General features: G+C 71.1%; 20 protein-coding genes and 1 tRNA gene. 16 read left to right on the forward strand and 5 right to left on the reverse strand.

The window, feature by feature from the left end; translation table 11 throughout:
* The first annotated feature begins 25 nt into the window (after window positions 1–25).
* Window positions 26–859, forward strand: a complete 834-nt coding sequence (locus HUT06_RS03495; protein ID WP_176201113.1) for a regulatory iron-sulfur-containing complex subunit RicT — start codon at window positions 26–28, stop codon at window positions 857–859.
* Here the strand turns inward: HUT06_RS03495 and nhaA are convergent.
* A complete protein-coding gene (nhaA, locus tag HUT06_RS03500) occupies window positions 845–2,737 on the reverse strand; it encodes a Na+/H+ antiporter NhaA (protein WP_217711176.1) in 1,893 nt (630 codons plus the stop codon). The genes HUT06_RS03495 and nhaA overlap by 15 nt on opposite strands.
* A 222-nt stretch (window positions 2,738–2,959) precedes the next feature.
* Between nhaA and HUT06_RS03505 the strand changes: the two genes are divergently transcribed.
* From HUT06_RS03505 to HUT06_RS03520, 4 genes are all read left to right on the forward strand, one after another.
* A complete protein-coding gene (locus HUT06_RS03505; RefSeq protein WP_176194380.1) occupies window positions 2,960–3,646 on the forward strand; it encodes a S1 family peptidase in 687 nt (228 codons plus the stop codon).
* 60 nt (window positions 3,647–3,706) lie between these two features.
* Entirely contained in the window at window positions 3,707–4,528 is an 822-nt protein-coding gene (locus HUT06_RS03510) for a GNAT family N-acetyltransferase (RefSeq protein ID WP_176194381.1), read from the forward strand.
* 119 nt (window positions 4,529–4,647) lie between these two features.
* Window positions 4,648–5,241 (forward strand): RNA polymerase sigma factor, encoded by a 594-nt coding sequence (locus tag HUT06_RS03515; protein WP_176194382.1) that lies wholly within the window; start codon window positions 4,648–4,650, stop codon window positions 5,239–5,241.
* A complete protein-coding gene (locus tag HUT06_RS03520; protein ID WP_176194383.1) occupies window positions 5,234–6,247 on the forward strand; it encodes a CU044_5270 family protein in 1,014 nt (337 codons plus the stop codon). Before HUT06_RS03515 ends, HUT06_RS03520 begins: the two co-directional genes overlap by 8 nt.
* Window positions 6,248–6,329: 82 nt before the next feature.
* On the opposite strand, the gene HUT06_RS03525 is transcribed toward HUT06_RS03520, so the two are convergent.
* Entirely contained in the window at window positions 6,330–7,403 is a 1,074-nt protein-coding gene (locus HUT06_RS03525; RefSeq protein WP_176194384.1) for an acyl-CoA desaturase, read from the reverse strand.
* Window positions 7,404–7,418: 15 nt separating this feature from the next.
* Entirely contained in the window at window positions 7,419–8,477 is a 1,059-nt protein-coding gene (locus HUT06_RS03530) for a ferredoxin reductase (protein WP_176194385.1), read from the reverse strand.
* A gap of 261 nt (window positions 8,478–8,738) precedes the next feature.
* On the opposite strand from HUT06_RS03530, the gene HUT06_RS03535 reads away from it, so the two are divergent.
* The 8 genes from HUT06_RS03535 (at window position 8,739) to HUT06_RS03570 (ending at window position 15,368) form a co-directional block, all read left to right on the forward strand.
* Complete coding sequence (locus HUT06_RS03535; RefSeq protein WP_176194386.1) at window positions 8,739–9,947, forward strand: efflux RND transporter periplasmic adaptor subunit; 1,209 nt, start codon at window positions 8,739–8,741, stop codon at window positions 9,945–9,947.
* A complete protein-coding gene (locus HUT06_RS03540; protein WP_302931775.1) occupies window positions 9,944–10,696 on the forward strand; it encodes an ABC transporter ATP-binding protein in 753 nt (250 codons plus the stop codon). The genes HUT06_RS03535 and HUT06_RS03540 overlap by 4 nt, the downstream gene beginning before the upstream one ends.
* Window positions 10,693–11,937: an ABC transporter permease gene (locus tag HUT06_RS03545; RefSeq protein ID WP_176194387.1), complete on the forward strand. Its 1,245-nt coding sequence runs from the start codon at window positions 10,693–10,695 to the stop codon at window positions 11,935–11,937. The genes HUT06_RS03540 and HUT06_RS03545 overlap by 4 nt, the downstream gene beginning before the upstream one ends.
* A gap of 16 nt (window positions 11,938–11,953) precedes the next feature.
* Window positions 11,954–12,496, forward strand: coding sequence for a DUF5666 domain-containing protein (locus tag HUT06_RS03550; RefSeq protein WP_176194388.1), 543 nt, complete (start codon window positions 11,954–11,956; stop codon window positions 12,494–12,496).
* On the forward strand, window positions 12,493–12,831 hold the full coding sequence (locus HUT06_RS03555) for a hypothetical protein (RefSeq protein ID WP_176194389.1): 339 nt from the start codon (window positions 12,493–12,495) through the stop codon (window positions 12,829–12,831). The genes HUT06_RS03550 and HUT06_RS03555 overlap by 4 nt, the downstream gene beginning before the upstream one ends.
* Before the next feature lie 189 nt (window positions 12,832–13,020).
* Complete coding sequence (locus HUT06_RS03560; RefSeq protein ID WP_254714956.1) at window positions 13,021–14,535, forward strand: alpha/beta hydrolase; 1,515 nt, start codon at window positions 13,021–13,023, stop codon at window positions 14,533–14,535.
* A gap of 62 nt (window positions 14,536–14,597) precedes the next feature.
* Window positions 14,598–14,670: transfer RNA gene (locus tag HUT06_RS03565), tRNA-Thr, on the forward strand.
* Window positions 14,671–14,825: 155 nt separating this feature from the next.
* On the forward strand, window positions 14,826–15,368 hold the full coding sequence (locus HUT06_RS03570) for an SMI1/KNR4 family protein (RefSeq protein ID WP_254714957.1): 543 nt from the start codon (window positions 14,826–14,828) through the stop codon (window positions 15,366–15,368).
* A gap of 49 nt (window positions 15,369–15,417) precedes the next feature.
* On the opposite strand, the gene HUT06_RS03575 is transcribed toward HUT06_RS03570, so the two are convergent.
* Window positions 15,418–16,833, reverse strand: coding sequence for an MFS transporter (locus HUT06_RS03575; protein WP_176194390.1), 1,416 nt, complete (start codon window positions 16,831–16,833; stop codon window positions 15,418–15,420).
* 103 nt (window positions 16,834–16,936) lie between these two features.
* Between HUT06_RS03575 and HUT06_RS03580 the strand changes: the two genes are divergently transcribed.
* Window positions 16,937–17,878: a helix-turn-helix transcriptional regulator gene (locus HUT06_RS03580; RefSeq protein WP_176194391.1), complete on the forward strand. Its 942-nt coding sequence runs from the start codon at window positions 16,937–16,939 to the stop codon at window positions 17,876–17,878.
* Window positions 17,879–17,947: 69 nt separating this feature from the next.
* On the opposite strand, the gene HUT06_RS03585 is transcribed toward HUT06_RS03580, so the two are convergent.
* Complete coding sequence (locus HUT06_RS03585; RefSeq protein ID WP_176194392.1) at window positions 17,948–18,478, reverse strand: TetR/AcrR family transcriptional regulator; 531 nt, start codon at window positions 18,476–18,478, stop codon at window positions 17,948–17,950.
* A 91-nt stretch (window positions 18,479–18,569) separates the two neighbouring features.
* On the opposite strand from HUT06_RS03585, the gene HUT06_RS03590 reads away from it, so the two are divergent.
* Entirely contained in the window at window positions 18,570–19,277 is a 708-nt protein-coding gene (locus HUT06_RS03590; RefSeq protein ID WP_176194393.1) for an MBL fold metallo-hydrolase, read from the forward strand.
* 48 nt (window positions 19,278–19,325) lie between these two features.
* Entirely contained in the window at window positions 19,326–20,453 is a 1,128-nt protein-coding gene (locus tag HUT06_RS03595; RefSeq protein ID WP_176194394.1) for a hypothetical protein, read from the forward strand.
* The last annotated feature ends 58 nt before the right edge of the window (window positions 20,454–20,511 follow it).

Genomic DNA, 20,511 nt, shown 5'->3' on the forward strand with positions numbered 1-20,511 from the left:
GGGCGAACGGAGCGAAACCGTGGGCATGGTGATGGCCGTCAGCTTCACCCGTTACGGCCGCCTGTACTACCTCGACCCGGGCCCGCACACCCCGAAGGTCGGCGACAAGGTGCTCGTCCCGACCGACTCGGGCCCGGAGGTCGCCGAGTGCGTGTGGGCGCCGCAGTGGGTCTCCGACGACATCGACGGCCTGCCCGTGTGCGCGGGCCCCGCCACCGACGAGCACCTCGCCCGCGACGAGACCAACCGCCGCCGCCGCGCCGAGGGCCGCTCGATCGCCAAGCGCCTGATCCGCAAGCACGAGCTGCCGATGAAGGTCATCGGCGTCGACTACCTCGACCACGACAACGTCTTCAAGATCTACTTCACCGCGCCGCACCGCGTCGACTTCCGCGCGCTCGTCCGCGACCTGGCCCGCGGCATCAAGGCCCGCGTCGAGCTCCGCCAGGTCGGCCCCCGCGACGAGGCGCGCCTCCAGGGCGGCATCGGCCCCTGCGGCCGCGACCTGTGCTGCGCCACCTTCCTCAAGGACTTCGAACCCGTCTCCGTCCGCATGGCCAAGGAGCAGGACCTCCCCGTCAACCCGCTCCGCATAGCCGGCGCCTGCGGCCGCCTCATGTGCTGCCTCAAGTACGAGCACCCGCTCTACATGGAGTTCAAGGAGAAGGCGCCGCGGCTGGGGTCGCGCGTCAGCACGCCTGAGGGCGAGGGGCAGGTCATCGGGTACAACGTTCCCGGCGACCGGGTGACGGTGAAGGTGGGGTCGCGGCGGTGCTCGTGCCCGTCCGCCTCGGTGTGCTCGCCGCGCCAGCAGCACGACGCCCTGTACAACTCCGAAGAGGAGTCAGGAGCGTCGTAGGGCGATGGACTTGCGGGCCGTCTTGACGGCCGCGGACAGGGCCGTGATGTCGTAGGCGCCGGTGTGGCGGCGGCCGTTGACGAAGAACGTCGGGGTGCCGGAGACGCCGCTCAGGTCGGCGGAGTCGACGTCCTCGGCGATGCGGTCGGCGCCCAGGTTCGCGCGCAGGTCGGCGCGGAACCGGTCGACGTCGAGGCCCAGCTCGGCGGCGTAGCGGACGAGGTCCTTCGGCTGCAGCGCGTCCTGGCGGTCCAGGAGCAGGTCGTGCATCTCCCAGAACGCGCCCTGCTCGGCCGCGGCCTCCGCCGCCTGCGCCGCCAGTTGCGCCTGCGGGTGGACGTCGGTGAGCGGCAGGTGCCGCCACACGTACCGGACGTCCCCGTAGTCGGCGAGCAGCTCCCGGATGACGTCCTCGGCCTGCCCGCAGTACGGGCATTCGAAGTCGCCGTACTCGACGACGGTGACCGGGGCGCGGGCGGGGCCCCGGATGTGGTCGCGCTCGGAGTCGACGGGCGCGGCCAGGTCGATGATCGTCTCCGCCGTCCCGAGCAGGGCGCGCAGCCGCCGCGGCGGCGGCAGCAGGCCGGTCGCGCGGACGACGATCCAGGTGACGACCGTGGCGACCAGCGCGGCGGACAGGATGCCGATCTTCGCCTCCTCCAGTCGCGGCCCGGTGAAGGTGAGCGCCGCGATCAGCAGCGCCACGGTGAACCCGATGCCGGCGACGGTGCCGCCGCCGCCGACCGCCGCCCAGCCGACCGGAGGGCGCAGCCGGCCCCGGCTGAGCCGCGTCACCAGCCAGGAGAAGCCGAGGATGCCGACCGGCTTCCCGGCGACGTAGCCGACCAGGATGCCCAGCGTGACCGGGGAGGTGAACGCGCGGCCGAGGAAGTCGCCGCTGATGGCGATCCCCGCGTTGGCGAGCGCGAACAGCGGGACGATCACGTAGCTCGTCCACGGGTGGATCAGCAGTTGCAGCCGGTCGTTCGGCGAGATCGCCGCCGCGACGTTCGTCTGCGCGGACCGCGCGTACTCCGGCGTCGGCTGCTCCCGGAACAGCCGGAAGACCTCCGACGCGCGCTCCAGGTCGCTGCGCGCGGCCGGATGCGCGTACGTCAGCAGGCCCATGGCCAGCCCGATGACGACCGGCTCCACCCCGGACGACTCCAGCGCCGCCCACGCGGCCACGCCCAGCAGCACGTACAGGCCGAACTGCCGGACGCCGGCGGCGCGGATCGCGACGATGACCGCGAACACGCCGAGCGCCGCCAGCAGCTCCAGGGCGTGGACTTCCTCGCTGTAGAAGATTCCGATGACCGCCAGCGCGACGACGTCGTCCACCACGGTCGCCGTCAGCAGGTAGGCGCGCAGCCGGGCCGGGAACCGCCGCCCGACCAGCGCCAGCACGCCGAGCGCGAACGCCGTGTCGGTCGACATCGCGATGCCCCAGCCGTGCGCGGTCGGCTGCCCCGCGTTGAACGCCAGGTAGATCGCGACCGGTGCCATCATGCCGCCGAGCCCGGCGGCGAGCGGCAGCGCGAGCCGCCGCCGGTCGCGCAGCTCGCCCACGTCGAACTCGCGGCGCGCCTCCAGCCCGACGACGAAGAAGAACACCGTCATCAGGCCGCCGTTGACCCAGTCGCGCAGGTCCTGGGTGATGCCGGTGCCGCCGAAGGTGACGGACGCCTCCGTGCCCCACAGCCGCTCGTAGGAGCCGGCGTCCGCGTTCGCCCAGACGAGCGCGGCGAGCGTCGCGGCGAGCAGCACCATCGCGCCGCCGGTCTCGGTGCGCAGGAACTCCCGCAGCGGGGTCCGCAGGCTCCGCGCCCAGGCGGTCCGTCCGGCGAACGGCCCGGACCCGTCCCGACTTTCGGTCATCCTGAAATTCTCACCCGCCCTGGTTCCCGTCCGTCCCATGGAACGGTCTGGAGAACCCTCGCGGGGTCACGGGCATTCCAAGACCGCCCTCCCACCTGGGCTGATCGTGATTCTGATAGACGGCCCCCGCGAACCTTGGCACCTTCGTCCCCTTGCCGGATCGGCCCGTCCTACGCACCATTCCGGAGAGTCACCATCCTGGGCTCCCACAGGAGGTACGTGATGCGCCGCATCTTCACGATGGCCTTGGTATCCGCCGTTCTGGCCGTCTTCGCACCCGCCGCCGCCCACGCCGCACCCGCTGCCCACGCCGCACCCGCCACGCCCGCAGCCGCGCCGAGCGGTGAAGGCGGGCAGGCGGTGTACGGGGCCAACGGCGTCCGCTGCACGCTCGGCTTCAACGTCCGCCGGAACGGCACCTACTACTTCCTCACGGCGGGCGGCTGCGCGCAGGTCGGGCTGACCCTGTACGCCGACCCGGCACTGACCACGGAACTCGGGACCGTCGTCGCGGTCAGCGACATCGCCGTCGCGCTCGTCCGGTACGTCGAGCCGCAGGTGGAGCGCCCCGGCAGCGTGCGCCTCTACCCCGGCTCCCAGGACATCACGTCCGCGGGCAGCCCGGTCGTGGGCCAGAGCGTGTGCCGCAGCGGCCCCACCACCGGCGTCCGGTGCGGCACCGTGACGGCGATCAACATCACCGTCCGGTTCCCCGAGGGGACGATCACCGGCCTGGCCAGGACGACCATCTGCACCGAACCGGGCGACGCCCCGGGCGCACCGTACTTCTCGGGCACCACCGCGGTCGGCCTGGGCATCGGCGGCATCGGCGACTGCGCCAGCGGCGGCACGTCCTTCTTCCAGCCGATCAGCCCGATCCTCTCCGCCTACGGCGTCTCCGTGTACTGAAGGCCCGTGGCGCCGGTAATTCGGTTGTGGGGGGCGCTGGGGGCGATCTAGCGTCCGCCCATGGACGGGGTTGTGCGGTTGCTAGGGATCGATGAGCTCGGGGCCTGCCAGCGGCTCGCGGCCGATCGCGAGTGGGGGCCGGAGGAGCGCAAGTGGCGGTTCCTGTTCTCGGTGGGGGACGTCTACGGGATCGACGACGGCGACGGAGGGCTCGCCGGGACGGTGGTGTCGACTCCCTACGGCAGGGACGTCGCCGCCATCAGCATGGTGCTGGTCGCCAAGCGCTTCGAGCGGCGCGGCCTGGGCGGGCGGCTGATGCGCCATGCGATGGACAACTCAGCCACGGCGAGCCTGTGCCTGACCGCTACGGAGTATGGGCGTCCTCTCTATGAGCGTCTTGGATTCCGTTCGGTGGGCGTGTGCACGACGTACAAGGGCGAGTGGGGCGGGCCGTCCGGGCGAGGTGTGTCCGTGCCAGTTGAGGCAGGCGACCTGCCTGGTGTGCACAAGCTCGACACCGAGGTGTTCGGTGCCGACCGGTCGCAGTTGGTCGAGGGCCTGCCGGAGTTCTGCGAGACGCTACGGGTCGTCCGGGACGAGACCGGTGTGGTGGGCTACGGCGGTGCGTGGCGGAACGACGACCAGGCCGTCGTCGGCCCAGTCATCGCGCGGGACGCCGGCACCGCGCTCGCGCTGGTGGAGGAGGTCGCTCCCAGGGGCCCGATACGGCTCGACATCGACCATCGGCATCCCGAGCTGATCGCGTGGGCGGAGACCCACGGCCTCCGCCCCGCGTTCACCACCACGATCATGGAGTACGGCGCCCCGATCGCAAACGACCCGTCCCGCCTCCACCTGCCGGTCGCCCAAGCGCTGGGCTGACGCCCGGACTCCGTCCCCGGCCGTGTGACCTGCGGGGAAGCGAAAGCGGCGGTGCGGTCAAAGACCGATGACCGACACCGACGCTGCGAAGGGTCCGAGATGACGTGGATGAGACCGCGGTGACCGCGGAGGTGCACCAGCACAGCGACCGGGCGATCATCGAGAGGTCCCGCCGGGACCCGGAGGAGTTCGCCGCCCTGTACGACCGGCACGCTCCGGCGATCCACCGGTACCTCGCCCGGCGGCTCGGCCGCGACCTGGCCGACGACCTGATGGCCGAGACGTTCCTGCACGCGTTCAGGCAGCGCGACCGGTACGACCCCGAACGGCTGAACGCGCTGCCCTGGCTGTACGGGATCGCCACCAACCTGATCCACCGGCACCGGCGCCGCGAGGTGCGGTTCTGGCGGGCCGTCGCCCGTACCGGAGCCGATCCGGCCGCGCACTCCGCCGACGAGGGCGTGCCGGACCGGGTCGCCGCCGAGGGCGTCCGGCCGAGGCTGGCGGACGCGCTGAGCCGCCTGGACCGCGGGCAGCGGGACGTCCTGCTGCTGACCGCGTCCGGCGACCTGTCCCCGGCCGAGATCGGCGCGGCCCTCGGCATCGCCACCGGCACCGTCCACTCCCGCCTCAGCCGGGCCCGCGCCAAGATGCGCGCGGCGCTGGGCGGGATCGACCCCTTGGACCTGAGAGAGGAACGGCACGATGGGTGAGCTCCAGCGGATGTACGACGAGGTGCCCCCGCCCAGCCCGGTCGTCCTGGCCGAGGGGCGGTCGCGGCTGACGGCCCTCGCCCGGGACGGCGGCCGCCGCCGGCGCCGCCCGCCGTTCCCCGGCCTGCTGGCGGCCGGGCTGGCCGGCGCGGTGGCCGCGGGCGTCGCCGTGGCGGTGGCGGTCCAGGGCCCAAGCGGCGGTTCCGCGCAGATCCAGACGGTGAGCGCCCGCGAGGTGCTCACGAAGGCCGCCGCCGACGCTCGCAGCCAACCCGAGCTGAGCCCGCGTCCCGGCCAGTACCTCCACGTCAGGTCCGCCGTCGCGTGGGGGCCGGGCAAGGTCGGCAAGGGCCGTCCCGCGGGCAAGGAGACCCGGGACACCTGGGTGTCGGTGGACGGCTCCAAGCCCGGGCTCCTGCGCGCCCCATGCCGTCCACGGCAGGCGAGGATCTGCTCGACCCCGATCCCCGTCGAGGACGAGAGCGCGGCCGTCCCGCGACCGGGTAGCCACCAGTGGATGGTGCGCGAACTGCCCGGGCTGATGCGGCACTGGAGGACGCAGTCCGGCCCCTTCACCCCCGGCACCACGCACACCCCCGGCACCACGCACACCCCCGGCGCCGCCGCCACCCCGCCGACCACCGGCAGGCCGTTCGGTGAATGGAGCTGGTACGGAACGGCCGAAATGCTGGAGGGCTACCTTCCGCCGAAGCTGCGCGCCCAGGTCTTCGAGTTCCTCAGCGACGTCCCGGCGGTCAAGGTGGACGAGCACGCGACCGACGCCCTCGGCCGTCCCGCCGTCGCCCTGTCCCTGAAGTCCGAAGGCGCCCGGCTGGCGCTGCTCTTCGACCGCTCCACCTACCGGTACCTGGGCAGCCACTATGTCGACCTGACGCCCCGGCCGCAGGGCATGGACCCGACCGGTGAGCCCGACAGCGAGGCGGGCGAGGAGAAGGTCACCATCCTGCGGGTCACGGTGGAGGACCGCCTCCCCGGCCGCTCCTGACCCGACCCCGGAGGCCCCGCATCCCTGATGCCGGGCCTCCGGCCGTGTTCAGACCTTGCCCGTGTTCAGACCTTGCCCGTGTTCAGACCTTGGCCGGGGCGGGGCGCCCGCCGGGGAGGGCGTAGCGGAAGATCTTCTTCCAGGTGCTCGTGACCTGCTTCGACAGCGGTCCCGTGTGGTACGGCAGGTCGTACTTCGCGCACAGGGCGCGGACGCGCGGAGCGATCTCGGCGTAGCGGTTGCTCGGCATGTCGGGGAACAGGTGGTGCTCGATCTGGTGGCTGAGGTTCCCCGTCATCAGGTGGAACAGGGGCCCGCCGGTGATGTTGGCCGAGCCGCACAGCTGCCGGACGTACCACTCCCCCTTCGTCTCGCCGTCGAGGCGCTCCTCCTCGAAGACGTCGACGTCGCCGGGAAAGTGGCCGCAGAAGATGATCATGTGGGCCCAGACGTTGCGAGCCACGTTCGCGGTGAAGTTCGCGGCCAGCGTGGAGAGGAACTGCGGGCCGCTGAGCAGGGGGAACGCCAGGTAGTCCTTGCCCCACTGGCGGGCGATCTTGCGGCCGATCTGGCGCAGCTTCTCCTTGGTGGCCGCCGGGTCGGCCGTCCCCGCGCGGATCCTGTCGAGCTCCAGGTCGTGCATCGCCACCCCGTACTCGAAGAACATCGCGAGCAGCAGGTTGTAGAGGGGTTGCGGGAGGTGGGCGGGGCTCCACTCCTGCTCGGGCGCGACGCGCAGGATGCCGTAGCCGACGTCGTTGTCCTTGCCGAGGACGTTCGTGAACGTGTGGTGGACGAAGTTGTGCGAGTGCTTCCACTGCTCGGCGGGCGAGACGTTGTCCCACTCCCAGGTCGTCGAGTGGATCTTCGGGTCGCGCATCCAGTCCCACTGGCCGTGCATGACGTTGTGCCCGATCTCCATGTTCTCCAGGATCTTCGCGACGGCGAGCGTCGCGGTCCCGGCGGCCCAGGCGGGCGGCAGCGCGGACGCCAGCAGCAGCGCCCGGCCGGTGATCTCCAGGCCGCGCTGCCAGCGGATCACCCGGTGGATGTAGGCCGCGTCGCGCTCGCCCAGCGCCGGCATGATCTCCTCGCGGAGGGCGTCCAGCTCGGCGGCGATCGTGTCGTAGTCCGCTGTCGTCAGGTGGTCGGTCATGGGTCCCCCAGAGCCTCAGAGGTCGATTTCCACGGGGCCGGCGGCGGCCGAGACGCAGGTCTGGACGATCTCGCCCTCCTCGCCGTGCACCCGGCCGGTGCGCAGGTCGCGGACCCTGCCGGAGCGCAGCGGGCCGACGCAGCCGTGGCAGATGCCCATCCGGCAGCCGCTCGGCAGCAGCGCGCCCGCCTCCTCGCCGGCGACCAGGAGCGGCGTGCTCCCGTCGGCGTCCGCCTCGACGCCGCTCCTGGTGAAGGTGACGCGCCCGCCTTCGCCGCCGCCCCGCAGGACGGTCCGGAAGCGCTCGGCGCGGAGCCGGCCGGCGACCCCGGCGGCGTGCCAGTGCGCGGCGAGGTCGTCCAGCATCGCGCCGGGCCCGCAGGCCCAGGTGTCGCGCTCCGCCCAGTCGGGGCAGACGTCCGGTAGCTCGGACGCCTTGAGCCTGCCCTCGGTGGACGTGTGCCGTTCGTGCAGGGTGATGCCGGTCATCGCGCGGAGTTCGGTGCCGAAGATGACGTCCCCGGCCGTCCGGTCGGAGTGCAGGACGACGATGTCGGCGCCGCCGCCTTTGCCGCCGCCGTCTCCGGTCAGGGCGCGGAGCATGGCCATGACCGGGGTGATCCCGCTGCCGGCCGTGATGAAGAGCAGCTTGCGGGGGAGCGGCGAGGGGAGCGTGAACTCGCCGTCCGCCGGGGCCAGGTGGACGAGCGCGCCGGGACGGATCCCGTTGACGAGGTACGCGGAGACGAACCCGTCGCGGGCGGCCTTGACGGTGACGGTGATCCGCCCGTCCGGCCGGGGCGGGGACGACAGCGAGAACGTCCGCCAGTGCCGGACGCCGCCGATGTCCGCGCCGATCCTGACCCACTGGCCCGGCCGGTGCCCCCGCCATGCCCGGCCGGGCCTGATCATGAGCGTCGCGGCGGACGGCGCCTCATGGCGGACGGCCTCGACGCGTCCGCGCGGGCCGGTGGCCGACCACAGCGGGTTGACCAGGCCGAGGTAGTCCTCCGGCAGCAGCGGGGTCGTGAGGACCCGGGCCGCCTCCGCGAGCGTCCGCGCCGCCTTGACCACGTTGCCTCCCTGCCGACCGGTAACTTACGTTCGCGTAACCTACGGTCGCGTAGGGACGAGGCGTCTTTCAAGACGTCCAGCGCCAGAGCGACGGGCATCACACCATCGCAGGATGTTTCATTCATTGGTGTAACGACAGGTGATAAAGACGGCGGCAGAGGTTGTCGCCGCCCGCCAACGCCGCGAACCCCGGCGCCTCTCTCATCCGTTTCTCACTCACGGCTCACGAGAGCCACATGCGCGCCCCAGAGCATCACCTCCATGAATCGGCCGTTTCAGCGCCGGACGCTGCTCGTCAACGGCGCGCTCGGCGTGCTGCTCGTCGCGGGCGCCGGCACCGCATACCTCACGCTCGGCGACGGAGGCGACGGCGCCGCCGCGTCCACCCGGGTCTCGCGGGTGGCCCGGGGGACCGTGGAGTCGTCGGTGTCGGCGGCCGGCTCCGTGGAGAGCGCCCGGAGCCGCTCCCTGTCGTTCGGCGCGTCCGGCACGGTCGCCAAGATCTACGTCAAGGCGGGCGAGAAGGTCTCGGGAGGCGAGGTCCTCGCCCGCCTCGACCAGACCCAGGCGCTGGAGAACGTCAACGCCGCCAAGGCGAACCTGGCCGTCGCCGCCGGGGGCGACACGTCGTCGGAGAAGGGCTACGCCGGTTACGTCCAGGCGAAGAACGCCTACAACTCCGCTTTGCGCGCCTATCAGGGCACTGTCTTGAAGGCCCCGTTCGCCGGGACGGTCACCGCCGTCAACGGGACCGTCGGCGGCAGCTCAAGCGGTTCCGGCGGCTCAAGCGGTTCCGGCGGCTCCGGCGGGAGCACGGGCACCGGGTCGAGTTCGGGCGGATCCTCACCTGGGAGCTCGTCCACGTCCTCGTCTTCGTCGTCCTCCTCCGGGTCCGGCTTCATCGAGATGGCCGACACCGAGCACCTGCAGATCGAGGGGAACTTCACCGAGGCGGACACCACCAAGCTCAAGGTCGGCCAGGCCGCGACCATCTCGTTCGACGCGCTGACCGGCACGACCGCCACCGGGAAGATCACCGCGATCGGGGTGTCGCCGACGACGACCGACAACGTCGTGAAGTTCCCCGCCACGATCTCGCTCGGGGACGTCCCGTCCGGGGTCCGGCTCGGGCAGACCGCGACCGTCGAGATCACCGTCGCGAAGGCGGAGGACGTCCTCTACGTGCCGAGCGCGGCGGTCCGGACGGCCGGCGGGCAGAGCACGGTGACGGTCGTCCGCGACGGCGCGCAGAGCACCGTCACGGTGAAGACCGGCGTCAAGGGCGACCAGGGCACCGAGATCGAATCCGGGCTGGAGGAGGGCGACCAGGTCGTCGTCACGTCGTCCACGAGCGGCTCCGGGACGTCCGGCACCACCGGGCGGCAGGGGTTCCCGGGCGGCGGCGGACCCGGCATGGGCGGCGGGGGCGGACCCGGCGGGGGCGGTCCGGCCGGGGGAGGCCGCCGGTGACGCCCGCGGCTCCCGTGCTCGACCTCCGCGACGTGACGAAGGTGTACGGGACGGGCGAAACGACCGTCCACGCCCTGCAAGGCGTCTCGCTGACCGTGGAGCGCGGCGACTACGTGGCGGTCATGGGCGCGTCCGGCTCCGGCAAGTCCACGCTGATGAACATCATCGGCTGCCTGGACGCGCCGAGCGGCGGCCGCTACCTCCTCGACGGCCGGGACGTCGCCGGGCTGGACGAGCGGAGCCTGGCGATCCTGCGCAACCGCCGCATCGGGTTCGTCTTCCAGTCCTTCAACCTCATCCCGCGGATGACCGCGCAGGCCAACGTCGAACTGCCGCTCGCCTACGGCGGCGTCAAGGGTCCCGACCGGCGGCGCCGGGCCCTCGCCGCGCTGCGCGAGGTCGGGCTCGCCGACCGGACCCGGCACGAGCCCAACGAGCTGTCCGGCGGCCAGCAGCAGCGCGTCGCCGTCGCCCGCGCCCTCGTCACCGCGCCCGCGCTGCTGCTCGCCGACGAGCCGACCGGCGCGCTCGACAGCGGCTCCACCGCCGACGTCCTCGGCGTCTTCGACCGGCTCGCGCTCGCCGGCCGCACCATCATCGTGATCACCCACGAGGACGACGTCGCCGCGCACGCCAAACGCGTCGTCCGCCTCGTGGACGGCCGGATTGTCGAGGACGCGCGCCGCGCCCCCGTCACCGGCCCGCCGCCCGGCGCCGCGTGGACGACGGCCGCGGGAGGCGCGCGTTGAGCGTCCTCGACATCCTGCGGTTCGCCGTGCGCGGACTGTCGGCCAACAAGCTGCGCAGCTCGCTGACCACGCTGGGCATCCTGATCGGCGTCGCCGCGGTGATCCTGCTCGTCGCGGTCGGCAACGGCTCGTCCGAGCAGATCAAGAAGAGCATCCAGCGGCTCGGCGCCGACTCGCTGACCGTCAGCCCGTCCACCACGGGCCGGGGCGGCGGCTTCGGCGGCGGTCCCGGCCAGGCTGCGGACACCGGCCCCCGCACCCAGGCCCACGACCTGACCACGGCCGACGCGAAGGCCCTCGCCGAGGCGTCGTCGGTGAAGAGCGCCTCCCCGGTCGTGACCAGCCAGTCGGTCACCGCCGGCTACGCGGGGACGAGCGTGACCATCGGCCAGTTCGTCGGCACCACCCCGTCCTACTTCGGCGCCGCGAACAAGACCGTCGCGTCCGGCGCCCTGTTCACCGACGCCGACGCGACCGCCGGGCGCAAGACCGTCGTGCTCGGCAGCACGGTCGCGTCCGACCTGTTCGGACGGGTGGACCCGCTCGGCAAGAAGATCGACGTCGGCGGGATCCGGTTCACGGTCGCCGGCGTCCTCAAGGCGACGGGCTCGTCCTCGTCCTCCTTCTCCGACCCGGACAGCATCGCCGTCGCGCCGCTGCCCGCCGTCCAGGAGACCCTCACCGGCTACGGCGGCCTCGACCAGATCATCGTCCAGGCCACGGGCAGTGACGCCGTCGACATCGCCCAGGCCGAGGTCACGGCGCTGCTCGCCCAGCGGCACGGCACGGCCTCCGGCAGCGCCGACTTCACCGTGTCGAGCCAGGCCAGCGTCCAGTCGGCGGTCAGCGAGTCGAGCCGCACGTTCACCGTCCTGCTCGGCGCCGTCGCCGCGATCAGCCTGCTCGTCGGCGGCATCGGCATCACCAACATCATGCTGGTCACCGTCACCGAGCGGACCCGCGAGATCGGCATCCGCAAGGCCATCGGCGCGCCGCGCGGCGCGATCCTCGGCCAGTTCGTCGCGGAGGCCACCGTCCTCAGCCTGCTCGGCGGCCTGCTCGGCGTCCTCGCCGGCGTCGCCGGCAGCCGCTTCACGATCGCCGGCGTCGAACCCGTCCTGGTGCCGTCGTCGATCGTCCTCGCCCTGGGCGTGTCCGTCGCGATCGGCCTGTTCTTCGGCGGCTACCCCGCCTCCCGCGCCGCCCGGCTCCGTCCCATCGAGGCGCTCCGCCATGACTGACGACCGAAGGAGAACCGTGAGCCCCGAACCGCCCGGCACGCGCGCACCGGCGGACGACGCGGAACTGCTGTCCAGCTCCCCGTTCGCCGACGACCTCGACGCCACGCTCGCGGCGCGCCCGCAGCGCCGCTCCCAGCCGGGGCCGACGCTCTACCTCGCCGCCGGGATCATCCTGGTCGCGGGCTTCCTGGGCGGCGTCCAGGCGCAGAAGTGGTCATCGGACGGCTCCGGCCCGTCCGGCACCCGCCCGGCCGGAGGCTTCCCCACCGGCCGCCCCCAAGGCGGCTACGGCGGCCCGCCGGGCTCCGGAGGCTTCGCAGGAGGCGGCGGCGACACCACCACCGGCACGGTCGTGAAGGTCACCGGCGACACGCTCTACCTGCGCACGACGTCCGGCCAGACGGTCAAGGTCGCGACCAGCGGAACGACCAGCATCCGGATCACCGAGAAGGGCGACCTGAAGGACCTAGCCTCGGGCACGAACGTCACCGTCCGAGGGACGAAGACCGCGGACGGCACGGTCACCGCCACCACCGTGAACCAGGGCGGGGGCCGATGAGACCGAACTACGCGCTGGGCGTGCTGGGCGCCGCCCTGCTGCTGCTCACCGCCGCCTGCGGAGGCGGCGGATCGGACAACCCAGGCGCCGCCGACCCGATGGCCTCGTTCCGCGCCTGCCTGGAGAAACAGGGCGTCAAACTCCCCGAAGGAGGCCGCCCGTCCGGCGCGCCGCGCACCCGCCCGAGCGACGCACCGACCAACCGTCCGAGCGGGGCGCCTTCCAACCGTCCGAGCCGATCGGCCGAGGAGCAGAAGGCCATGCAGGCATGCGCGTCCCTGGCCCCGCAACGCGGCGAGGGCCGGGGCGGCCCACCCGGCGGCGGCCCACGCTAGAGACGTCCGGGCGGCCGTCCGGCCCGACCAAGCCGCCTGGACGCGTCGTGCCCTACCCCGCAGGGCACGACGCAGGGACGGGGCTCGCGCCACGCGGACCCCGTCTCGGCCCAATGGTGGCCCTCGGCCGCCGCCCCGACGTAGCGTAGGCGGCGGCGTACGTGCCGCTATGACGAGACGGGGACCAGGGTGCAGGCAGCGAGGTTCATCAGTGCGGCCACCGTGCTGGCACTGGCGATGGCCACCGGATGCAGCAGCAGCGACGCCGATGGGGAGAAGAAGACGTCGACGCCGGCGAGCGTCCCCGCGAACCTCCAGTCGTTCTACGGGCAGAAACCGTCCTGGAAGGCCTGCGACAAGGGCTTCGAGTGCGCGACCGTCCAGGTGCCGCTGAACTACTCCGACCCGACGGGCGAGAAGGTCGGCATCTCCGTGATCCGGCTCCCGGCTGAGGACAAATCTGAACGGATCGGCTCCCTGCTCACCAACCCGGGCGGGCCGGGCGGTTCCGGGGTCGACTTCGTCCGCCAGGCGGCCCGCACCTTCGGCGACGACCTGCGCCAACGCTTCGACATCGTCGGCTTCGACCCCCGAGGCGTCGCCGCCAGCGACCCCGTCCGCTGCAACACGGGCCCCGAACTCGACAAGTTCTTCGCCACCGACGCGTCCCCGGACGACCAGCAGGAGACGAACGCCCTCGGCGCCCAGAGCGAGCAGTTCGCCCAGCGCTGCAAGACCAAGAACGCCGCGGAGCTGCCCTACGTCGGCACCGTCAACGCCGCCCGCGACATGGACGTCCTCCGCGCCGCCCTGGGCGACGAGAAGCTCACCTACTACGGCGCCTCCTACGGCACCTACCTGGGCGCCTTCTACGCCGAGCAGTTCCCGAAGAACGTCCGAGCCCTCGTCCTGGACGGCGCCGTCGACCCCCAGCTCTCCTCGACCGACCTCCTGATCGAGCAGGCCAAGGGCTTCGAGACGGCCCTCCGCGCCTTCGCCGACAACTGCGTCAAGTCCGGCAACTGCCCGCTCGGCAACACGCCCGACGCCGTCATCGCGAAGATCGAGTCCTTCCTCTCCGCCACCGACAAGAAGCCGCTCAGCACCACCCGCGACTCCCGCAAGGTCACCGAGTCCCTGGCCGTGATGGGCATAGCCAGGGCGCTCTACGTCAAGGAGTACTGGCCCGTCCTGCGCCAGGCGCTCGTCCAGGCGATGAGCGGCGACGGCACCGTCCTCCTGGCCCTCGCGGACGAGATGGTCGAGCGCAAGCCCAACGGCACCTACAGCAACCAGACCGACGCCAACATGGCCGTCAACTGCGTCGACAAGCCCAACCCCAGCAACCTCGCCGCCTACAAGAAGTCCGCCGACGAGGCCAAGAAGGTCGCCCCCCGCTTCGGCCCCTTCGTCGTCTGGGGCGGCCTCCCCTGCGTCTACTGGCCCTCCCAGACCAACCAGCAGCCGAAACCCGTCACCGCCAAGGGCGCGCCCCCCATCGTCGTCATCGGCACCGTCCGCGACCCCGCCACGCCCTACAAGTGGGCCCAGAACCTCTCAAGCCAGCTCTCCAGCGGCGTCCTCCTCACCTTCAACGGCGACGGCCACACCGCCTACCTGCAAGGCAACCCCTGCATCACCAAGGCCACCGACAACTACCTGATCACCGCCGACCCTCCCAAGTCCGGCACCACCTGCGGCTGAAACCCGTGCACACCCACCCCCCGAAACCCGGTAGACTTCATCCCGCCGTGCCCGCACGGCACGCCGCCTTAGCTCAGTCGGCAGAGCGATTCACTCGTAATGAATAGGTCATCGGTTCGATTCCGATAGGCGGCTCCCAGCTCAGAGGCCCCTTCCGTTCTCGGGAGGGGCTGTTGTGTTAACGGCCTACGCCCCCTGGGTCCATGGCTGCTTGCGTCCGCTCAGGACCATGTACAGGTTCGTGGTCTTTAGAGGGCCACGGTCAGACGCGGAATGGTTAGCATCTCAGGGTGACGGAGGCCTTGGGAGATCTGGCCCTGCCCAGCGCTCTGGTCGACGTGGTCGAGGTCGGCTTCGAGTGGGAGTGGGACGAAGAAGCCGACGAGGCTCGCGGTTGCGATTTCGAGCCGTACGAACGGTTCGAGGCGTCGGCGGAGACCGCGTGGTGGTTTCGCCTGTGGACCGGCAACGAAGAGGTCGACGGGAGCGAGTTCCGCTTCTTCGGCGCCACTGGGGCCGGCGACTATGTCGGCTTCTGGCTGGCTCGGCCCGGAGCGCCCATCGTCGAGCAGCCCGTCGTCTACCTCGGTTCCGAGGGGGAGCGTGGCGTGATCGCCCGCGACCTCGGCGACCTGCTCTGGTTGTTCGCGGCCGGCTTTGGGCCGCATGAGGCGATCACGGATCCAGGTCGTGAAACGCAGCCGAACGAGGCGTTTCGTGCGATCGCGGAGCGGTACGCGCCGGGTGGGCGCCGTTCTGTGGCGGAGATCGTGGCGGCGGCGGGCGCGGAGTTCCCGAACTTTTCGGATCTGATCGACGCGATGTGTCGGTGAGTAGAGGTGGGGTGGGCAAGGTGCACTCGCTGGGCGCGCCGTTGAGGTTTCAGTGGTTGCGGGGGAGTTTTAGGGCTGTCAGGGAGCTGAGGAGGGCGCCGGTGGTGACGATCAATGAGGTGGTGAAGATGGCGTCCGCGGCTGCGGTGTCGGCGGTGCTCAGGTAGATGGTGCCGTACGTGGCGACGCCGAGGACCTGGGCGATCTGGGCTCCGGTCGTCATCACACCGCTGGCGTCCGCGGCGTCGGTGGGGTTCACATGGGCCAGGGCCACGGTCAGCAAGGGGCTGGTGATGTAGCCCATGCCGACTCCGACGACCAACTGCAGTCCCAGGAGGCCGATGCCGCCGTGGCCGCCGGAGCGCATGGCGAAGCCGATGCCGAAATAGCCCACGGCGGCGACCAGGCAGGCCATGGCGATCATTGGCCGGTGCAGCCGTGCGGGGACCTTCTGCCAGGTGAGGCTGCCGCCTGCCACGCCGATGGCGAGCGGTGCGAACGTCAGGCCGGTGCGCGTGGCCGACTCGCCGAGCGCCGTCTGCATGTGCTGGGAGAAAGCGAAGAGGAAGCCCGCGTACCCGGCCATCGTGAAGAAGTTCGCGCAAGCGGCCGGGACGAGTCCGGGAGTCTTCAGGACCTTGCCGGGGAGCAGCGGATCACCGCCGTGGCGCGCGACCGCGCGTTCGGTGAGTGCGAAGACGGCGAACATGGGCACGGAGGCGGCCAGGGAGATCGTCGTCCACAGCGGCCAGTCCTGGTCGTGGCCGATCACCAGCGGAATGACCAGAAGCAGAAGGGCCGTGGTCAGGGTGAACAGGCCGGGGATGTCCAGGGACTTGGGCTGTGCGGGTCTGCCCTGGGGCAGCAGCCTCAGGCCGGCGATCAGCAGTACCGCGCCGATCGGCACGTTGAGAAGGAACACCGGTCGCCAGCCGGTGCCGAAGAGGTCCGCACTGACGAGCACGCCGCCGATCACCTGGCCGACGACGACTCCGAGGCCGATGACGGCGGCGTACAGGCTCAGCGCGCGGCCGCGTGCGGCACCCTCGAACTTCAGCTGGATCAGGCTGTAGACCTGCGGCATCATCAACGCCGCACCGATGCCCTGGACAACGCGTGCGCCGATCAGGAGCCCGGCGGTGGGGGAGAGTCCGCAGGCGAGCGAGGCCACGGTGAAGGTGACGAGGCCGAACAGGAACGCGGCACGGTAGCCGTTGCGGGCGCCGAGCCGGGCGCCTGTGACCAGCAGTGTGGCGTAAGCGATGGTGTAGCCGGAGACGATCAGCTGCAGCGCCGAGCCTGTGGTGTCGAGGTCGACGCGGATCGTGGGTGTCGCGACGTTGACGATCGTCGAGTCGAGCAGCGCCATGAAGACCGAGCCCAACAGCACGGCCAGCATGAGGTTGCTGCGGTGCCGTTCTGGGGACGGAGCCGAAGCGGCCCGAGTGGTTGTCGTCTCGCTCATGACGACGAGGGTCCAGGTGTCCGCATCCGGGTACCAGGTACCCAGTTATCCCGGTACTGCCGGTATCTGCCTACGGCACGGGAGCGTCCTGCACACTGGAACGATGGCGCGGAGCGATCCTGTACACGACGGCGCTTCCCCGGACGGCGGGGCCCAACGGCGTACCGAACTGGGGGAGTTCCTGCGACGTCGCCGCGAGCGGATCGCTCCGGAGACCGTGGGCATCGCTCGGGGCCCCCGGCGGCGCACTCCCGGGCTGCGCCGGGAGGAGGTCGCGGAGCTCTCCGGGATCGGCGTCGCCTGGTACACCTGGCTGGAGCAAGGGCGGCGGATCAATCCCAGCGTCCAGGTGCTCGACGCGGTCGCCCGTACGCTGCTGCTCGACGAGACGGAGCGCAACCACCTCTACCGGCTCGCGGCGGTCCCCAGCGTGCCCGAGAAAGCAACGGTGGACGGGTCGCAGCCGGCGGAGTACCAGACCATCCTGGAGGCGCTGGCGCCGCTGCCGGCGACCATCGTGACGGCCCGGTACGACGTGCTCGCCTTCAACGACGCCTACGCCGCGCTCGATCCGGGCCTCGTGCTGCTGCCACCGGAGGAACGGAACGTACTGCACCACCTCTTCACGGCTCCGGAACACGTGCAGCCGCTCGTCGAGTGGGAGCGTGAAGTGTCCTTCATGGTCGCCCAGTTGCGGGCCGCGTTCGGGCGGCGGCTGGGCGACCGGGAGTGGGCACGGTTCATCGATTCTCTCTCCGCCGCCAGTTCGCGGTTCGCGGCGCTGTGGGGCAGGCACGAGGTCGCCTCGTCGGAGGCGCGGCGCAAGTCCTTCTGGAGTGTGGACGGGGACGAGTTGCACCTGGTCGCGAGCGGCTTCGCGGTCGCCGCGGCGCCGGACACGAAGCTGTGGATCTATACGCCCGACGACCAGGACACCACCCTGCTGATCGAAGCCCTCGTGCGGCGGTACCGAGAGGCTGGAGCCGCCGAGCTGCTGCGGCTGGGCGCCCGTTCGGGAAGATCTGTCAGACCGGAGGGCGCGTGACGACACGCGGGCTTCTCGCGATGTGCGATTTCGCGGAGCCGTCACGGGTCTCGGGTTCTCTTTCCGGGGTCAGCGGCTATTCGCCAAGGCGCGGTGTATGCCGGTGAGGCCGTATTCGAAGGCGTTGTTGACGTCGCCTCCGAGGCGGAAGCTGCCGTTGAGTTCCATCTCGATGAAGCCGGTCGCCCAGGCGGTCACCAGGCGCGCTGCTTCGAGGGCCTCCTGATCGCCGACGAGTTCCCGTGATGCGTGCAGCACGGGGGCGGCCACTCGGGCGAGGGCTTCGGGCGGTGCTTCCGGGGAGAGCATCAGCCGGAATCCCTCTGGCCAGGTCTGGGCGAACTGCCGGTAGCCCCGTATCAGCCCCTCGATCGACCCGTCGGTCGACTCCAACAGGGTGCCCAGGTCGTCGATGGTGGCCTCGGCGACGGCGGTCAGCAGGGCCGCGCGGTTGCTGACGTGCTTGTACAGCGACGGGGCGCGCACGCCCACCCGTGCTGCGACGCTCTGCATCGTCAACTGCTGCCGGCCGCCCACTTCCAGCAGGTCGCGTCCTGCCGCGACGATCTCGTTGAACGAGGTCTTCTCAGGCGTCGGCATCGCTCGTCCTCCCGCGAAGGCTATTGACCATAGCCATCATAGCTATTTATATTAGCTATGACGACCTTCGTCCGCGCTCTGGAGAAGTCCGATGAAACTCGCTCCCCACCTGCACCGTCTCGGTAACGACATTGTGGCGTGCTACCTCGTCGACGCACCCGAGGGCATCACGCTCATCGACGCGGGGCTGCCCGGCCACTGGCGGGACCTGCAGAGCGAACTCCGCCTTCTCGGCAAGAGCGTCGACGACATTCGCGGGCTCGTGCTGACCCACGGCGACTCCGACCATATCGGCTTCGCCGAGCGCCTGCGCGGCGAGCACGGCGTGCCGGTGTTCGTGCACGCCGCCGACGCGGTCCGCGCGCGGACGGGAGAGAAGCCCAAGGTCGCGTTCGGCCCGATGCGTCTCGGCCCGACGCTCGGCTTCTTCGGCTATTCCATCCGCAAGAACGGCCTGCGCCCTCGCTATGTCGGTGAGGTCACCGAGATCGCCGACGGTGATGTTCTGGACCTGCCGGGCAGCCCGGTCATCGTGGGCATGCCGGGGCACTCTCCGGGAAGCGTGGCCGTGCACGTCCCGCTCGCCGACGCCGTCTTCGTGGGTGACGCGCTGACCACGCGGCATGTTCTGACCGGACGCAGCGGACCGCAGCCCGCGCCCTTCACCGACGACCCGGCCGAAGCGCTCGCCTCACTCGACCGGATCGCGGGCCTTTCGGCGTCCTGGGTGCTCCCGGGCCATGGCGCCCCCTGGCGCACTTCGCCCGATCAGGTCGGTGACGCGGTGAGGAAGGGCTGAGGCGGTGCCGTCCAAGGCGAGGGCGGCGGGCGCGCATCGCTGGTCTTCTTGATCGGCGATCTATCCAGTGAACACTGGCATCTTTTTGAATTAGACCGGATGATGTCGGGCATGAGGTCATTTCGTGTCCGGCTGGCCGCCCTGGCCGTTGGGGTCGTCGCGTTGGCTCCTGTGAGCGTTGTCCATGCCGATGCCCTGCCCGCTGAGCTGAAGGACGTCCCGCTGCCGTTCCTGTGGCCCAGGGCAGGCGTGTACAGCGTCGCCGCCGTCTCTGACGACGAGGCATGGGTCGCCGGCCGCCAGGGGCAGGTCGGGGACAGTGTCGGCAACCCTGTGGTGCGTCGCTGGGTGGGCTCGCAATGGAAGGAGTATCCGCTCAACGGCTGGTCCGGCAATGGCGGCATTTCAGAGGTTGTCGCGTACGGCGGGGAGGTTTGGGTCTGGGGCGTCCAGGGCGGGGAAGAGGTCTACCTGGCGCGGTTCGACGGCGCTGCGTTCCAACCCATTGCTCTACCGGCGAAGGCGACCTACGCATACGACACCCGTCTGTGGGCCGGCCCGGCCGGAGTGTGGCTTCAGATCGACGTGCGCGGCCCGAGCGACGACCGTTTCCTGCGCGCGCTGTACCGCCGCGTCGGCAACGTCTGGCAGGCCGACCCCGTTGCCAGTTCATTGCCGGAGGGAATGGCAGATTTCCAAGCGCGCAGCGCCACCGAGGCATGGGCCGGTGGCTGCCGCTACGACGCCGCCGTCCAACGTCAGGAATCGGTGGCTCTGCGCTGGAACGGCACTGCCTGGACAACGCTGCCCCCGCTCCCCACAGAGCAGTGCGTAACCAGCGTTGCGCCCACCGCCGACGGGACGGTCTGGGCGCTCACCTGGAACTCCCTCTACCGCTGGAACGGCCAGACGTGGACTGCTGCGGCCCCTGCCAGCGCCTTTGACGGCTATGGCAAGAAGGTGCGGCTGGACGGAGATGGCAATCCGCTCGTCGTCCTCAGTCGCGCGTTCCTGTACGGCCCTGCGCCGCTACTGCGTTACGCGGACGGTGCCTGGCAGACGTTCACCACTCCGATCGAAGCCTGGGCGCATGACGTCTCCGTCGCACCGAGCGGACGGATCTGGGTGACGGGGAACACGCGAATCAATTCGCCCCTGGTGCTCACGTCTCCCTGACAAGCGGCTTCGGCAGTAGAGGAAAGGACGATCTTGCTCGGGTAGGGTGAGTTCATGC

The sequence above is a fragment of the Actinomadura sp. NAK00032 genome (assembly GCF_013364275.1).
GTDB lineage: Bacteria > Actinomycetota > Actinomycetes > Streptosporangiales > Streptosporangiaceae > Spirillospora.

Coding starts and splice junctions, on each gene's coding strand:
- HUT06_RS03495 (WP_176201113.1), top strand. CDS start 26: ATGGTGATGGCCGTCAGCTTCACCCGTTACGGCCGCCTGTACTACCTC.
- nhaA (WP_217711176.1), bottom strand. CDS start 2,737: ATGACCGAAAGTCGGGACGGGTCCGGGCCGTTCGCCGGACGGACCGCC.
- HUT06_RS03505 (WP_176194380.1), top strand. CDS start 2,960: ATGCGCCGCATCTTCACGATGGCCTTGGTATCCGCCGTTCTGGCCGTC.
- HUT06_RS03510 (WP_176194381.1), top strand. CDS start 3,707: ATGGACGGGGTTGTGCGGTTGCTAGGGATCGATGAGCTCGGGGCCTGC.
- HUT06_RS03520 (WP_176194383.1), top strand. CDS start 5,234: ATGGGTGAGCTCCAGCGGATGTACGACGAGGTGCCCCCGCCCAGCCCG.
- HUT06_RS03525 (WP_176194384.1), bottom strand. CDS start 7,403: ATGACCGACCACCTGACGACAGCGGACTACGACACGATCGCCGCCGAG.
- HUT06_RS03535 (WP_176194386.1), top strand. CDS start 8,739: ATGAATCGGCCGTTTCAGCGCCGGACGCTGCTCGTCAACGGCGCGCTC.
- HUT06_RS03555 (WP_176194389.1), top strand. CDS start 12,493: ATGAGACCGAACTACGCGCTGGGCGTGCTGGGCGCCGCCCTGCTGCTG.
- HUT06_RS03575 (WP_176194390.1), bottom strand. CDS start 16,833: ATGAGCGAGACGACAACCACTCGGGCCGCTTCGGCTCCGTCCCCAGAA.
- HUT06_RS03580 (WP_176194391.1), top strand. CDS start 16,937: ATGGCGCGGAGCGATCCTGTACACGACGGCGCTTCCCCGGACGGCGGG.
- HUT06_RS03585 (WP_176194392.1), bottom strand. CDS start 18,478: ATGCCGACGCCTGAGAAGACCTCGTTCAACGAGATCGTCGCGGCAGGA.
- HUT06_RS03590 (WP_176194393.1), top strand. CDS start 18,570: ATGAAACTCGCTCCCCACCTGCACCGTCTCGGTAACGACATTGTGGCG.